General features: G+C 60.6%; 14 protein-coding genes. 9 read left to right on the forward strand and 5 right to left on the reverse strand.

Annotation, left to right across the window (positions count from 1 at the left end; translation table 11 throughout):
* Window positions 1–8: 8 nt before the first annotated feature.
* Entirely contained in the window at window positions 9–488 is a 480-nt protein-coding gene (locus GQF03_RS17175; protein ID WP_161340528.1) for a methylated-DNA--[protein]-cysteine S-methyltransferase, read from the reverse strand.
* A complete protein-coding gene (locus tag GQF03_RS17180) occupies window positions 475–2,517 on the reverse strand; it encodes a thioredoxin domain-containing protein (RefSeq protein WP_161340529.1) in 2,043 nt (680 codons plus the stop codon). The genes GQF03_RS17175 and GQF03_RS17180 overlap by 14 nt, the downstream gene beginning before the upstream one ends.
* Window positions 2,518–2,617: 100 nt before the next feature.
* Between GQF03_RS17180 and GQF03_RS17185 the strand changes: the two genes are divergently transcribed.
* From GQF03_RS17185 to GQF03_RS17210, 6 genes are all read left to right on the forward strand, one after another.
* Window positions 2,618–2,863 carry a DUF6489 family protein gene (locus GQF03_RS17185; protein WP_161340530.1) on the forward strand — a complete coding sequence of 82 codons (246 nt, stop codon included), beginning with the start codon at window positions 2,618–2,620 and terminating at the stop codon, window positions 2,861–2,863.
* A gap of 27 nt (window positions 2,864–2,890) precedes the next feature.
* On the forward strand, window positions 2,891–4,222 hold the full coding sequence (mnmE, locus tag GQF03_RS17190) for a tRNA uridine-5-carboxymethylaminomethyl(34) synthesis GTPase MnmE (RefSeq protein WP_161340531.1): 1,332 nt from the start codon (window positions 2,891–2,893) through the stop codon (window positions 4,220–4,222).
* Window positions 4,223–4,370: 148 nt separating this feature from the next.
* Window positions 4,371–6,233: a tRNA uridine-5-carboxymethylaminomethyl(34) synthesis enzyme MnmG gene (gene mnmG, locus GQF03_RS17195; RefSeq protein ID WP_161340532.1), complete on the forward strand. Its 1,863-nt coding sequence runs from the start codon at window positions 4,371–4,373 to the stop codon at window positions 6,231–6,233.
* On the forward strand, window positions 6,226–6,882 hold the full coding sequence (gene rsmG / locus GQF03_RS17200) for a 16S rRNA (guanine(527)-N(7))-methyltransferase RsmG (protein WP_161340533.1): 657 nt from the start codon (window positions 6,226–6,228) through the stop codon (window positions 6,880–6,882). Before mnmG ends, rsmG begins: the two co-directional genes overlap by 8 nt.
* Window positions 6,875–7,690, forward strand: a complete 816-nt coding sequence (locus tag GQF03_RS17205; protein ID WP_161340534.1) for a ParA family protein — start codon at window positions 6,875–6,877, stop codon at window positions 7,688–7,690. The genes rsmG and GQF03_RS17205 overlap by 8 nt, the downstream gene beginning before the upstream one ends.
* Before the next feature lie 23 nt (window positions 7,691–7,713).
* Window positions 7,714–9,024, forward strand: a complete 1,311-nt coding sequence (locus GQF03_RS17210) for a ParB/RepB/Spo0J family partition protein (RefSeq protein WP_161340535.1) — start codon at window positions 7,714–7,716, stop codon at window positions 9,022–9,024.
* 28 nt (window positions 9,025–9,052) lie between these two features.
* On the opposite strand, the gene GQF03_RS17215 is transcribed toward GQF03_RS17210, so the two are convergent.
* Window positions 9,053–9,949, reverse strand: coding sequence for a LysR family transcriptional regulator (locus GQF03_RS17215; RefSeq protein ID WP_161340536.1), 897 nt, complete (start codon window positions 9,947–9,949; stop codon window positions 9,053–9,055).
* Between the two features lie 152 nt (window positions 9,950–10,101).
* Between GQF03_RS17215 and GQF03_RS17220 the strand changes: the two genes are divergently transcribed.
* Window positions 10,102–10,347: a hypothetical protein gene (locus GQF03_RS17220; RefSeq protein ID WP_161340537.1), complete on the forward strand. Its 246-nt coding sequence runs from the start codon at window positions 10,102–10,104 to the stop codon at window positions 10,345–10,347.
* Window positions 10,340–10,888 (forward strand): GNAT family N-acetyltransferase, encoded by a 549-nt coding sequence (locus GQF03_RS17225; protein WP_161340538.1) that lies wholly within the window; start codon window positions 10,340–10,342, stop codon window positions 10,886–10,888. The genes GQF03_RS17220 and GQF03_RS17225 overlap by 8 nt, the downstream gene beginning before the upstream one ends.
* Window positions 10,889–10,930: 42 nt before the next feature.
* Here the strand turns inward: GQF03_RS17225 and GQF03_RS17230 are convergent, their stop codons facing one another.
* The gene (locus tag GQF03_RS17230; protein WP_161340539.1) at window positions 10,931–11,551 is read right to left on the reverse strand and encodes a pyridoxamine 5'-phosphate oxidase family protein; all 621 of its coding nucleotides are present in this window, start codon (window positions 11,549–11,551) and stop codon (window positions 10,931–10,933) included.
* Between the two features lie 37 nt (window positions 11,552–11,588).
* A complete protein-coding gene (locus tag GQF03_RS17235; RefSeq protein WP_161340540.1) occupies window positions 11,589–11,921 on the reverse strand; it encodes a winged helix-turn-helix transcriptional regulator in 333 nt (110 codons plus the stop codon).
* Between the two features lie 74 nt (window positions 11,922–11,995).
* Between GQF03_RS17235 and GQF03_RS17240 the strand changes: the two genes are divergently transcribed.
* Window positions 11,996–12,541 carry a carboxymuconolactone decarboxylase family protein gene (locus tag GQF03_RS17240; RefSeq protein WP_161340541.1) on the forward strand — a complete coding sequence of 182 codons (546 nt, stop codon included), beginning with the start codon at window positions 11,996–11,998 and terminating at the stop codon, window positions 12,539–12,541.
* Window positions 12,542–12,611: the final 70 nt, after the last annotated feature.

The following is a 12,611-nucleotide window of genomic DNA, read 5'->3' on the forward strand; positions in this document are numbered from 1 at the left end:
AATTCATCTTAAATATCAAGCAATTGTTGGTCCATTGGCAAGGCATTTTCGAGCCTTAGCAGGGCTTTCTTGGTCTCCAGTCCCCCATCTCCCGAATAACCGCCCATTTTCCCGCCCGCCGCCAATATGCGGTGGCAGGGGATGATGATCGGGATCGGGTTGGCGCCGCAGGCGGTGCCGACGGGTTGTGCGGCGGAGCCTAATATCTTGGCGATTTCCCCGTAGCTTTTCGTCTTCCCGGCGGGGATTTTCAGCATCTCCGCCCAGACTTTTTTCTGGAATTCCGTTCCCGGCGGGGCCAGCGGCAGGTCGAAATCGCCGATTTCCCCATCGAAATAGCGGTTGAGCTGGTTTATGGCGTCCTCCAATAGCGGGGTGGAGGATTGCCATTCCTTGGGCACCCATCCCCAATCGAGGGAGATGATTTTCCCGTCTTCTTCAGTGACCGTGAGATCGCCGACGGGGCTATGGAGGCTAAGCAGGGCCATGGGCAGAGGTCTCCTTGAGCAAGGCCGCGAAGGCAGTGACGCTATTGGCGGGCGGGGAGCAGGTCGGCCCGGTACAGAGAAAGGCGGTCGCTTTACCCTCCAGCTTGCCTTTGCCCTTGGCCGGATGATCGAAGGGCAGGGTCTCGGTATCCTCGAGCACATTCACGACCTTCGAGGGCAGGCTGAAATCCTTCATTACATTAAGTAAATCAATGACTTCGGCGTCGCTCCGGGTGCCGATGATGATGATCTGGCGGGCGTTCACCAGGGTTTCGAAATTATTGAGAAGGGTCGCCAGCGGGAAGAAATTGCGGGCAAGCCCGGCCGTGAAACAACGCAGCAGACTGGTCGCCTTCTCGAACGGTTCGCGCGCGCCGGTCAGCAGATGCAGCTTCGCCAGCACCTCCAGCATGGTGCCGTTGCCGGCGGGCACCGCGTTGTCATGGGCGTTCTTGCTGCGAACGATCAGCGCCTCCGCATCATCGGCGGTGAAGAAATAGCCGCCGCCCTTCTCGTCCCAGAAATGCGCATTGAGGATTTCCACCCATTGTCCGGCCCGCTCCAGATAGAAGGCCTTGCCCGTCACCTCATAGAGGGTGAGGGCGGCGCGCGCCATATTGGCATAATCATCGAGAAGCCCGGTATGTTGCGCCCGCCCCAGACGATAGCTGTGGAACAGGCGGCCAGTCGGTTCCATGGAATGGGTCGTGAGGGCGACGAACGCCGTCTCCGCCGCCTCGATCCAGTGCACCTCCTCGAAATATTGTCCGGCGCGGGCGAGGGTGGCGATCATCAGGCCGTTCCAGTCGGTCAGCACCTTGTCATCGAGGCCCGGCCGGATGCGGCTTTCGCGATGCTCGAATAGAGCCTGGCGCCATGGCGCCAGCGCCGCCTCGCTCTTCTCATCGAGCCGGTCCGGATATTTCAAGCGATTGAGAATATTGGTATTTTCCCAGTTCCCTTCGGGCAGGACGCCGTAAATCTCGTTGAAATGCGGGGCATGGTCGCCGAGAATATCGTCGATTTCCGCCTTCGACCAGGTGTAGAATTTCCCCTCGACCCCCTCGCTGTCCGCATCGATCGTCGCCGCGAAGCCGCCGTCCTCCGTCACCATCTCGCGAAGCAGCCAGCCAATGGTTTCATAAATGCGTTCCTCGAACAGTTCCGATTTCGTCTCGTGATGGACCAGCAGGAGCAGATCAAGGATTTGCGCATTGTCATAAAGCATCTTCTCGAAATGCGGCGCGAGCCATTCCGCATCGGTGGAATAGCGCGCATATCCGCCGCCGAGGTGATCATAAATCCCGCCCTGCGACATGCCGGTGAGCGCCTTCACCACCACCTCCGACAGCGCGGCGTTGCCGGTCCGGAGATAGCTCCGCCAGATATTCTCAAGCACATAGGTTTGTGGGAATTTCGGCGCCGAGCCGATCCCGCCATGGACCGGGTCCGCCTCCTCCGCATAGCGGGCGGCGATCCGTTCCAGCACCTCGAGGGTGAGTTTCGGCCGCTCTCCCGCCTGCGTGTCATTGAGGCTTTTCAGCGCGGATTTCAGCGCATCGCGGTTCTTCGCGACCTTTTCCGGCTCGTTCTTGAAGATATCGGAAACCGTCTGCAGGACATTCCTGAAACCGGGCCGGCCATAGGAATTCTGCGGCGGAAAATAGGTCCCGCCCCAGAAGGGTTCTCCGTTTGAATTCAGGAACATAGTGAGCGGCCAGCCGCCCTGCTCCCCCAAAAGCGCGAGGGCACTCTGGTAGATCTGGTCGATATCGGGCCGTTCCTCCCGATCGACCTTGATATTGATGAAGAGATCGTTCATCAGCGCCGCCGTCTCCTCATTCTCGAAGCTTTCATGGGCCATCACATGGCACCAGTGACAGGCCGCATAACCGACGCTGAGCAGGATCGGCTTGCCCTCTTTTTTGGCGAGCGCCAGGGTTTCCGCGCTCCAGGGTTGCCAATGGACAGGATTATCCTGATGTTGAAGAAGATAGGGGCTGGTCTCGAACTTCAGTAAATTTTTCATCTATAACCCTGTTCTTGGGCCCCCGTTTCGGTATATAGGGACAAGTGAGTTCTGTTGTAGCAGAGCAACCGCCGCCGGATCAATGAGGAGCGCCCCGTTCATGAAGATTACTGTTGATATTGACTGCACGCCGCAGGAAGCAAGAACTTTTCTCGGCCTTCCCGAAGTCGAGAAAATGCAGGAGGCGGTGATGAAGGAGCTGCAGGCGAAGATGCTCGACAATATCGCCAATCTCGATCCAGAAAATATGATGAAGACCTGGCTTCCGGTCGGGGTGCAGAGCCTGGAGCAGATGCAGAAAATGTTCTGGTCGCAGTTTAACACCGGCGAGAATGACAAGAAATAGGCGCGCAGCTCCCGGCGGGAGAGGGCGGTGAGTTTTTCGGAAACGATCTTCGCGCTCGCGAGTGGGCGGGGTCGCGCCGGGGTCGCGGTGGTGCGCCTCTCTGGGCCCGGCGCGATGGCGGCGCTTGAGGATTTGAGCCAAATTCCGCTTCCCGCTGCGCGTCGGGCGGTTCTCCGGCCCATATATAAAAGCGGGGATAAATCTCTTATAGATCAATCTCTTGCCATCATTTTTCCGGGGCCGAACAGCTTTACCGGCGAGGATGTGGTGGAATTGCACCTGCACGGCGGACCGGCGATCCTGAGCGCGCTGTTCGACGAATTATCGGCGCGGCCCGGCTTTCGACCGGCGCTTCCCGGCGAGTTCACCCGCCGCGCGTTCGAGCATGGCAAGATGGACCTGACCGAGGCGGAGGGGCTCGGCGATCTCGTCAATGCGGAGACGGAGGCCCAGGCCCGGCAGGCGCTGCGCCAGATGCAGGGCGACCTCGGGCGGCTCTATGACGGCTGGCGGGAATCGCTGATCCGGGCGCTCGCCCATCTTGAGGCGGATATCGATTTTCCCGATGAGGATCTGCCGGACGGCGTCGCCTCGGCGATCGCCCCGAAAATTGCGGCCTTGCGCGGGGACATCGAGGCGCATCTCGCCGATGGGCATCGCGGCGAGAAAATCCGCGAGGGGCTGGATGTGGTAATCCTCGGACAGCCGAATGTCGGGAAATCCAGCCTTCTCAATACGCTCGCCCGGAAAGAGGCGGCCATCGTCTCTGAGGAGGCCGGGACGACCCGCGATATTATCGAGGTGCCGATGGATCTCGCCGGATATCCCGTGACGATCGCCGATACGGCGGGATTGCGGGAGGCCGCGAATGTGATCGAGCGCGAAGGGGTGCGCCGGGCGCGGGATCGGGCGACGCGTGCCGATATCCGGCTTTTCATGACGACGGCGGACGCGCCGGAGATTGCGGCGGAATTTGCCGATCTCTGCGAGGCGGGGGATTACCGGCTCATCAACAAGATCGACCTGGCCGATCTGGCGATGGCTGAGGACGCGGCCGCCCGGGTTTTCCCGATATCCGTCAAATCGGGGGCGGGGATCGAGACATTTCTTGCGGCGCTGGAGGCGGATGTGACAACCCGTCTCGATCTCTCCGGTGCGCCCGCGCTCACCCGGGTTCGCCATCGGCAGGCGCTCGAGGACTGTGTCGAATCGCTGCGCCGGTTCGCGGCGGCGCCGGAGCCGGAACTCGCGGCGGAGGATGTGCGGCTGGCCGTTCGGGCGCTCGGGCGGATTACCGGGCGGGTCGATGTCGAAGACATTCTCGACGTCGTTTTCGGGGATTTCTGCATCGGAAAATGATTTCCCGGCCAATGTTTCACGTGAAACATTGCGAATTGGGACCGGGACCGATGTTTCACGTGAAACATTTTGCGCCCGCCGGTGGATCCCGCTTGTCAAATTTCGGGCGAGGCTATATGTAAGGCGGCATCTTTATAAGGAATGTGTGATGAGCGGATATGACGTCATTGTCATTGGCGGGGGCCACGCGGGCTGCGAGGCGGCGGCGGCCTCCGCACGTCTTGGCGCCGCCACGCTCCTGATCACGCATAAGCTGGAGACCATCGGCGAAATGTCCTGCAATCCGGCGATCGGCGGATTGGGCAAGGGCCATCTGGTGCGGGAGATCGATGCGCTGGATGGTGTGATGGGCCGGGTGGCAGATGCCGCGGGGATCCAGTTCCGTCTCCTCAATCGTCGCAAAGGTCCCGCCGTCCGGGGCCCGCGCGCCCAGTCTGACCGTAAACTCTATCGGGAGGCCATGCAGGCCGCGCTCCGCGATCAGCCCAATCTCGACATTCGCGCCGCCGCGGTGGAAGACCTGATCGTCCGCGATGGGGCGGTCGGCGGGGTGATTACCGCGACGGGAGAGGAAATTCCGGCCGGGAAGGTGATCCTGACGACGGGGACTTTCCTCCGGGGCCTAATCCATATGGGGGAGAAGAAGATTCCGGCGGGACGGATCGGCGATGCCCCCTCCAACGGGCTGTCCGTGACGCTGGAGCGTGCCGGATTCGCGCTCGGGCGGCTGAAAACGGGCACCCCGGCGCGGCTGGATGGAAAAACCATCAACTGGTCGATCCTGGAGGAGCAGCCGGGCGATGACAGACCCGTGCCGTTTTCCTTTATGACCGATGGCATCACGACGCTGCAGATTTCCTGCCATATCACGGGAACAACGGAGGAGACCCACCGGATCATCCGCGACAATCTCCACCGCGCGCCCATGTATTCCGGCCAGATCGAGGGGACGGGGCCGCGCTATTGCCCGTCGATCGAGGACAAGGTGGTGCGCTTTGCCGATAAATCGAGCCACCAGATATTTCTCGAGCCCGAAGGCCTGGAGGATGACACGATTTACCCGAACGGCATGTCCACCTCCCTGCCCGAAGATGTGCAGCGGGCGTTTCTCCGCTCGATCCCGGGGCTGGAGAAGGTGGAATGGTATCGCCCGGGCTATGCCATCGAATATGATTTTGTCGATCCCCGCGAACTGAAGCCGACGCTGGAGACCCGGCGGCTGAAAAATCTCTATCTCGCGGGTCAGATTAACGGCACCACTGGCTATGAGGAGGCGGCGGCGCAGGGCTTGATGGCCGGGCTGAACGCGGCGCGGCAGGCCGGCGGCGAGGCGGAAGTGATCCTTGATCGCGCCGATGCCTATATCGGGGTGATGATCGACGATCTGGTGACGCGGGGCACGAAGGAACCCTATCGCATGTTTACCTCCCGCGCCGAATACCGGCTGATCCTTCGCGCCGATAACGCGGATCAGCGCCTGACCGGTCTCGGGATGGAACTCGGCTGCATCGGGCCGGCGCGGGCGGGGCGCTTTACAAGCAAGCTCGCGGATCTGGAGGCGGCGCGATCCTTGTTCGACGGCCTCAAGCTGACTCCCAACGAGGCGCGGCGTCATGGCCTCACGGTCAATCAGGACGGCGTGCGCCGCTCCGCGACCGATCTTCTGGCCTATCCGGATATCGGAATTGTCGAGATCGCCCGGATCTGGCCGCAAGTGGCGGAAATAGAGGCCGAAATTCTCGAGCAGCTGGCCATCGACGCGCAGTACAGCGGTTATCTGGAGCGGCAGAAGTCCGACATCCGGGATTTCCGGAAAGACGAATCCCTGCAGCTGCCGGAGGATCTCCGCTTTGAGGACGTTGGCGGCCTGTCCATCGAAGTGCGCCAGAAACTCGCGGCGGTCCGGCCCGCGACCCTGGGGCAGGCGGCGCGCATCTCCGGCGTGACCCCGGCGGCCCTGACGGCGCTGCTCTCCTATGTTAAGCGCGGGGCGCATCGCCAGCATGGCTGAACCGCCTTCCCCCCTCGGACCCGATGGATTTCAGAAGGCGAGCAATGTTTCACGTGAAACATTGGACCGGCTGACGATTTACGCGGGCCTTCTGGAAAAATGGCAAAAGGCGATTAATCTCGTCGGCAAATCGACACTCTCCGATATCTGGCGGCGGCATATGCTCGACAGTTTCCAGCTTCTCGCGCTGACGGACAGGGCACGCGGCAGCTGGATCGATCTTGGCAGCGGTGCCGGCTTTCCGGCGCTCGTCGTCGCCATCTGCAGCGAGTTCGACGTTCAGGCGGTGGAGAGCGATCAGCGCAAATGTCTTTTCATGAGCAATGTTTCACGTGAAACATCGGCCAATCTCGTCGTCCATAAGGAGAGAATCGAGGAAATGGCCCCGGTTCCGGCGGATATTATTTCGGCCCGGGCCCTCGCCCCACTCGACCGGCTGCTTGACCTCGCGGCGCCATTCGTTCACGACGCCACAGAGATTCTCTTTTTAAAGGGACAAGATGTAGATGAGGAATTGACCAAAGCCTCTAAATGTTGGATTATGGAGATCGAGAGACATCGTAGTTTAACAAGTGAAGACGGCTCAATTCTGAAGATCACCAAGTTGCGCCGCCGGTCACCGACACGAGAGGCTGAATATCATGAGTAACAGTGGGGCAGGTCTTCATAATCCGGCATCGGCGCGTATCCTGGCAATTGCCAACCAGAAGGGCGGGGTCGGCAAGACCACGACGACCATCAATCTCGCCACCGCGCTCGCGGCCATTGGCCAGAAAGTCCTGATCATCGATATCGATCCGCAGGGCAACGCCAGCACGGGCTTCGGAATCGGCCGCGACGACCGGGAAAAGAACGTCTATGGCGTGCTGATGGGCGAAACGACGATCCACGCCGCCATTCACAAGACAAATATCCCGCAGCTTGACCTGGTTCCCTCGACGGCGGACCTTTCCGGCGCGGAACTTGAGCTGATCGAGCTGCCCCGCCGCAGCCACCGCCTTTATGATGCGGTGTCCGAAGTACGCGCCGATTATGACTATATTCTGGTCGATTGCCCGCCGTCCCTCAATCTCCTGACCCTGAACGCGATGGTCGCCGTGCATGCGGTGATCGTGCCGCTGCAATGCGAGTTTTTCGCGCTCGAGGGCCTCAGCATGCTGATTAAAACCATCGAGCGGGTGCGGCTCACCCTCAATCCGGGGCTTGAAATCCAGGGTGTTGTCTTGACCATGTTCGACAAGCGGAATAATCTCTCGCTTCAGGTGGCTCAGGATGTCCGCGATTTCCTCGGGGAAAAAGTGTACCGGACCGTCATTCCCCGCAACGTCCGGATTTCCGAAGCGCCCAGCCATGGCAAGCCGGTGCTGATCTATGATCACCGTTGCGCCGGCAGCCAGGCCTATATCCGCCTTGCCAGTGAAGTGATCCGGCGGGAACGCCATCTCAACGCGGCCTGATACGCCGGAATGCGATTGACCAGATGACAGACGATAATTCAAAGAAGAAACTGGGGCGGGGCCTCTCCGCGCTCCTCGGCGACGACATGGCCGCCGATTACGCGGATCTTGACAAGGTCCGCTCGACCAAGGAAGTGCCCGTCGAACAGATGCGCGCGAACCAGTTTCAGCCTCGCCTCGACTGGGATCAGGAGGCACTCGACAGCCTCGCGGCCTCCATCGCCGAAAAAGGGGTTCTGCAACCTATTCTGGTGCGCCGGAAACCGACGGCGGACAGCGAATACGAGATTATCGCCGGGGAGCGGCGCTGGCGCGCGGCGCAGATTGCAAGGCTTCACCAGGTTCCGGTCATCATCAAGGAGCTGACCGACGCCGAGACCATGGAAATCGCGCTGATCGAGAATATCCAGCGCGAAGACCTCTCGCCGATCGAGGAGGCGGAGGCCTATAAGCGGCTGATGGGCGAGTTCGACCATACCCAGGAAAGCCTGGCGCTGCATGTCGGAAAGAGCCGGGCCCATGTCGCCAACATGATGCGGCTGCTGACCCTGCCGGCCTCCGTGCAGAAGATGGTGCGCGAGGGAAGTCTTGCCGCCGGCGCGGCGCGCACGCTCATCAATCACGAATGGGCGGAGGAAGTGGCGAAGAAGATCGTCGCGCAGGGGCTCAGCGTTCGCGGCGCCGAGAAACTGGCGAAGAAAATCGCCGAGGAACGCCGCCCGGACGGAGAGGGAAAGCCCGGGAAAATGGCGCGCAAATTCCAGCGGATGGACGCGAAAGGCGCGGATGTGCTGGCGCTTGAAAGCGACCTGACTGCCGCCGTCGGCATGGATGTCTCCATCGATCATCAGCCCGATGGTCACGGCCGGATCACCATTCGCTATACCACGCTCGACCAGCTCGACGATGCCTGCCGCCGCCTGACGCGCGAGCCGCTGCATATGATCCGCGAGGAATATGAGGAAGATCCGCTCGATGAGGATTTCGATCCGCATGAGGAATTCGCCGATGCAGAGATCTATGAGCCGGAGCCCTATACGGGCGGGCCGGAAGTCGTGTTACATGACCCGCCGCTGCGCGAGGAAAATATCTTCATGACGAAGAAGGAAACCGCGGAGGAGGAAGAGGCCGCGGACGACGCGGAGCCCGACGAGACCGCCGCGGAGGCAGCGGATGAGCCTGCTGAGGCGGACGAGCCCGGGACCGCGGAGGCAACCGACGACACGCCCGCCAAGGCCAAAAAAGACGCCGACGCGGATGATGCGGAGGATGAGGAAGACTATAACTACGACGACGAAATCAAAGGCGCCCTCGGCGACGCCCTGAAAGACTGATTCAATCATCAGTGGTTATTTTTCCCCCTCAATGTGGCAGGGGGCGGAAATGTTCGACGAGGTAGTCGATAAAGACGCGGACCTTGGGCGAGAGGTTGCGCTTGTCGGAATAGACGGCGAAGATGTCTGACGCCTCCTCCTCATAATCCGGGAGCAGGGCGACAAGACGGCCGGCGGCGAGGTCGGGCTCCACCAGATAGGAGGACAGCTGCGCAATACCAAGCCCGGAGAGGGTCGCATGATAGACCGCATCGGCGCTGTTGGCGTCGAAATTGCCCGTCGCGGTGAAGGTCCAGGTCTCGTCCCCGCGCCGGAAATGCCAGTCATTCCAATGCGATACCGTTGAAATCCGGAGACAGTTGTGGTTCTTGAGATCATTCGGGCCGAGCGGCGCGCCATGGGCCTTGATATAGGCCGGCGACGCGCAGAGAATGCGCTTGCTGCTCGCCAGCTTGCAGGCGACGAGGGAGGCATCGGTGATCTGCTCGGGAAAGCGGATGGCGAGATCGAATTCCGAATCCGACAGATCGATATGCCGGTCGGTCAGCTCCAGCGCGACCTTGATCTCCGGATAGGCCTCGATAAAGGCGGACATGAGCGGCAATAGCCGCGCCTTGCCAAAGGCCACCGTCGCCGCAATCCGCAGATTTCCCTGCGGTTTGCCGCTCAACGTCTGCGCCAGTTCCTCCGCGCGGGTGACACCCGCCGATATCTCGGCGCAGCGTTCATAGAAGGACTGACCCTCCGCCGTCATCGAAATATGCCGGGTGGAGCGGTTCAAAAGCCGCACCCCGAGCCGGTCCTCGAGCTGGCTGATCTGCTTGCTGACCGCAGAGGGCGTCAGGCCGAGGCTGCGCGCCGTTGCCGAGAAACTGCCGTGATCGACCACATTGGCGAACAGGATCATCTGGCTGGCAATGTCCATGGGACGTGAGTCTCCATCTATTCCTGCAGGGCAAAGCTGTTATGAGCAATCTCACCCTTATTAAAATGCTGCAATGCATCATATATTATTGCAATGCAGCATAAATATGGCTGCAGACACCAACTTTCGCAAGAGTAAAAGAGGAAAATCCGATGAATGATCTGTTACAGAGCCACTCCATTGAGAAAATCTCGCTTGCGGACATAGAGAGCGGCATCCGGGAGGGCCGACGGATGAGGAGCGAAGAGCTCCGGAGGCTGTCGGGATGCGCAAGCGCATTTGTCCGCAAGGAATTTCTGGAACTCGGGCGGGTTGCCGCCAAGGCCGGCAAAGCGGCCCTGCACGGTCTGGAGGCCATGACCCTCCGGATGCAGCAGTCACGGGTGCATCATGACTAGGTCACAAAAGACGCTGGCGCCAGGGCTCCATCCGGGTCTGCTGCCGCCGGTCTACCGGGAACTGAGGCCGGCGGAACACCGCCTGCTGGAGCCGCATCTGATGCGCCTCAGCCCGGCCAGCCGGAACTTGCGCTTCGGTTCCGCGGTCTCGCTGGTGACGGTTCAACGCTACTGCCGGAATGACGGCAAACCGTTGCCGATCATCTGCGGGGCCTTTATCGGCGGCGTGCTTCGCGGCGTTGTCGAGATCCGTTTCGGCAAGGATGCGCCGACATCGCAGGCGGAAATCGCCATCAGCGTCGAGGATGACTGGCAGGATATCGGGATCGGCAGCAAATTGATGGAACTCGCGCTTGAACGCGCCCGCGACCATCATATCACGCGGCTCGAGGTCGATTTCATGCCGCACAATATGCCGATGCGTCGGCTTGCCGAGAAATTCGGCGCGACTTTCTCCCACCAGAGGGGTCTGACGACGGGGATTTTTTCCCTCGCGGATCCAGGTTTTGCGGCTGACGCCGGGTCCAAACGGCCGCAATAACCCATCTCTGGTGACCCCGCCCGCCACTCAACCTGTCGTCCCCTAATAAAGGGAAGATTGCTGGCGGGCGGGGAGCTCGGCATCATAAGAAACGGCGTCGAAATCGGGCAGGGCGGCCTTGGTCATCTGTCCCGCCGTCGGAACATCGCCCCGGGCAAGCTGCGCCGCCGGATCCCAGAGCCCGGCCCGTTTCAGCGCCCGCGCACATTGGAAAAACACCGCGTCGATCTCAATGAGAAGAACCGACCGTGGCGTCGTGGCGCCAACCCTAAAGCTTTGAATTAATTGATCTTCCGTCGTGATGCGGGCGCGGCCGTTGATCCGCAGCGTCTCCTCTATGCCGGGGATCAGGAAGAGAAGCGCGACGCGCGGATCCAGAACGATATTGCGCAGGCTGTCGATGCGGTTATTGCCGCGCCGGTCGGGAAGGGCGATATGCCGGTCATCGAGAATGCGGAACAGCTGGCCCGCCGCATCGCCGCGCGGCGAACAGTCAAGCCCGCCGGGTCCAACCGTTGCCAGCGCCAGAAACGGCGCCTTTTCCAGCCAGCGGCGGTATTCCGCCGTCAGCGCCGGGGTTTCCTTGGCGAGCGACACGGGATTAACCGCCTCATACAGCGCCTCCAGCGCCTCGATCGTGGTGATGTCATGGGACTGTGTCATTCATTCTCCGTTTTCTATCGGCGACCCTGCGCCAGCCTCAAGACTTGTCGAGGGATTGCGCCCAGTTTTCCGCCCAGCGGTCGAAGGTGGCAAGCTTTTTCGCCAAATCCGCGCCGAGCGCGGTATATCCATAGCCGTCCGTATCATGATCGACAAATCCGAGCTCCCGCAGCGTCTTGAGCCGGGCATTGAGGACCGTCGGCGAGATGTCGTCGCAGCGGCCGCGGAGATCGCGAAAATTAAGCCGGCCGTGGCGTAGCTCCCAGAGAATGCGCAATGTCCAGCGCTGTCCCAGCACATCGAACAGTACCATGACCGGCCGGCCGGTGGTCGATCCGCGCACTCTTGTTCCCGGCTTTTTCTGGTCCATCCCGTTTTCCCTTGACGCTACGGTTTTAGTAGCAGTATGTTGCTACAAATTAAATAGCACAAAGGACGCCAGAAATGAAGCATGTTCTGAAACCGATCGTGGAACCGTTTGCGCCGGAAATTGCCGCAATATTAAAAACTTACCCGCAGCGGAACGGCTATATCCTGAAACTCTTCCGCATTTTCGCAAACAGCGCCCGGTTCCTCAGAAAGGGCGTTTCCAACCTGCTGGACCGGGAGAGCCCGCTCTCCATGCGCGCGCGCGAGATCGTCATCCTCCGCGTTACCGCGAACCGGGATTGTGAATATGAATGGGGCGTGCATGTGGGCGCCTTCGCGGATCATGTGAATTTTAGCCCCGAACAGGTCCGCGCGACGCGGTTGGACGCTGCCGATGCGCCCTGCTGGCCGCCGGAGGAGGCGCTTCTCCTCCGCGTGGTCGATGAAATCTGCGAGACGGGCAATTTGAGCGACGATACGCTCGAAAAGTTCCAGTCCGCCTGGACCCTCGATCAACAGCTCGAGATCATCGCCCTCTGCGGCGCCTACCACACGGTCAGTTTCACCGCCAATATCGCGCGGATTGAGGGAGAGGATTTCGCCGCGAAGTTTCCGGAGTAATGAGGGTTAAAGACTGGAAAAGATGTACAAATACATCTATATCGCGTAATTTTCTCGCATCAAAGCACGG

Source organism: Sneathiella chungangensis, from assembly GCF_009882935.1.
GTDB classification, from domain to species: domain Bacteria; phylum Pseudomonadota; class Alphaproteobacteria; order Sneathiellales; family Sneathiellaceae; genus Sneathiella; species Sneathiella chungangensis.

Coding starts and splice junctions, on each gene's coding strand:
- GQF03_RS17175 (WP_161340528.1), bottom strand. CDS start 488: ATGGCCCTGCTTAGCCTCCATAGCCCCGTCGGCGATCTCACGGTCACT.
- GQF03_RS17180 (WP_161340529.1), bottom strand. CDS start 2,517: ATGAAAAATTTACTGAAGTTCGAGACCAGCCCCTATCTTCTTCAACAT.
- GQF03_RS17185 (WP_161340530.1), top strand. CDS start 2,618: ATGAAGATTACTGTTGATATTGACTGCACGCCGCAGGAAGCAAGAACT.
- mnmG (WP_161340532.1), top strand. CDS start 4,371: ATGAGCGGATATGACGTCATTGTCATTGGCGGGGGCCACGCGGGCTGC.
- rsmG (WP_161340533.1), top strand. CDS start 6,226: ATGGCTGAACCGCCTTCCCCCCTCGGACCCGATGGATTTCAGAAGGCG.
- GQF03_RS17205 (WP_161340534.1), top strand. CDS start 6,875: ATGAGTAACAGTGGGGCAGGTCTTCATAATCCGGCATCGGCGCGTATC.
- GQF03_RS17210 (WP_161340535.1), top strand. CDS start 7,714: ATGACAGACGATAATTCAAAGAAGAAACTGGGGCGGGGCCTCTCCGCG.
- GQF03_RS17215 (WP_161340536.1), bottom strand. CDS start 9,949: ATGGACATTGCCAGCCAGATGATCCTGTTCGCCAATGTGGTCGATCAC.
- GQF03_RS17220 (WP_161340537.1), top strand. CDS start 10,102: ATGAATGATCTGTTACAGAGCCACTCCATTGAGAAAATCTCGCTTGCG.
- GQF03_RS17225 (WP_161340538.1), top strand. CDS start 10,340: ATGACTAGGTCACAAAAGACGCTGGCGCCAGGGCTCCATCCGGGTCTG.
- GQF03_RS17230 (WP_161340539.1), bottom strand. CDS start 11,551: ATGACACAGTCCCATGACATCACCACGATCGAGGCGCTGGAGGCGCTG.
- GQF03_RS17235 (WP_161340540.1), bottom strand. CDS start 11,921: ATGGACCAGAAAAAGCCGGGAACAAGAGTGCGCGGATCGACCACCGGC.
- GQF03_RS17240 (WP_161340541.1), top strand. CDS start 11,996: ATGAAGCATGTTCTGAAACCGATCGTGGAACCGTTTGCGCCGGAAATT.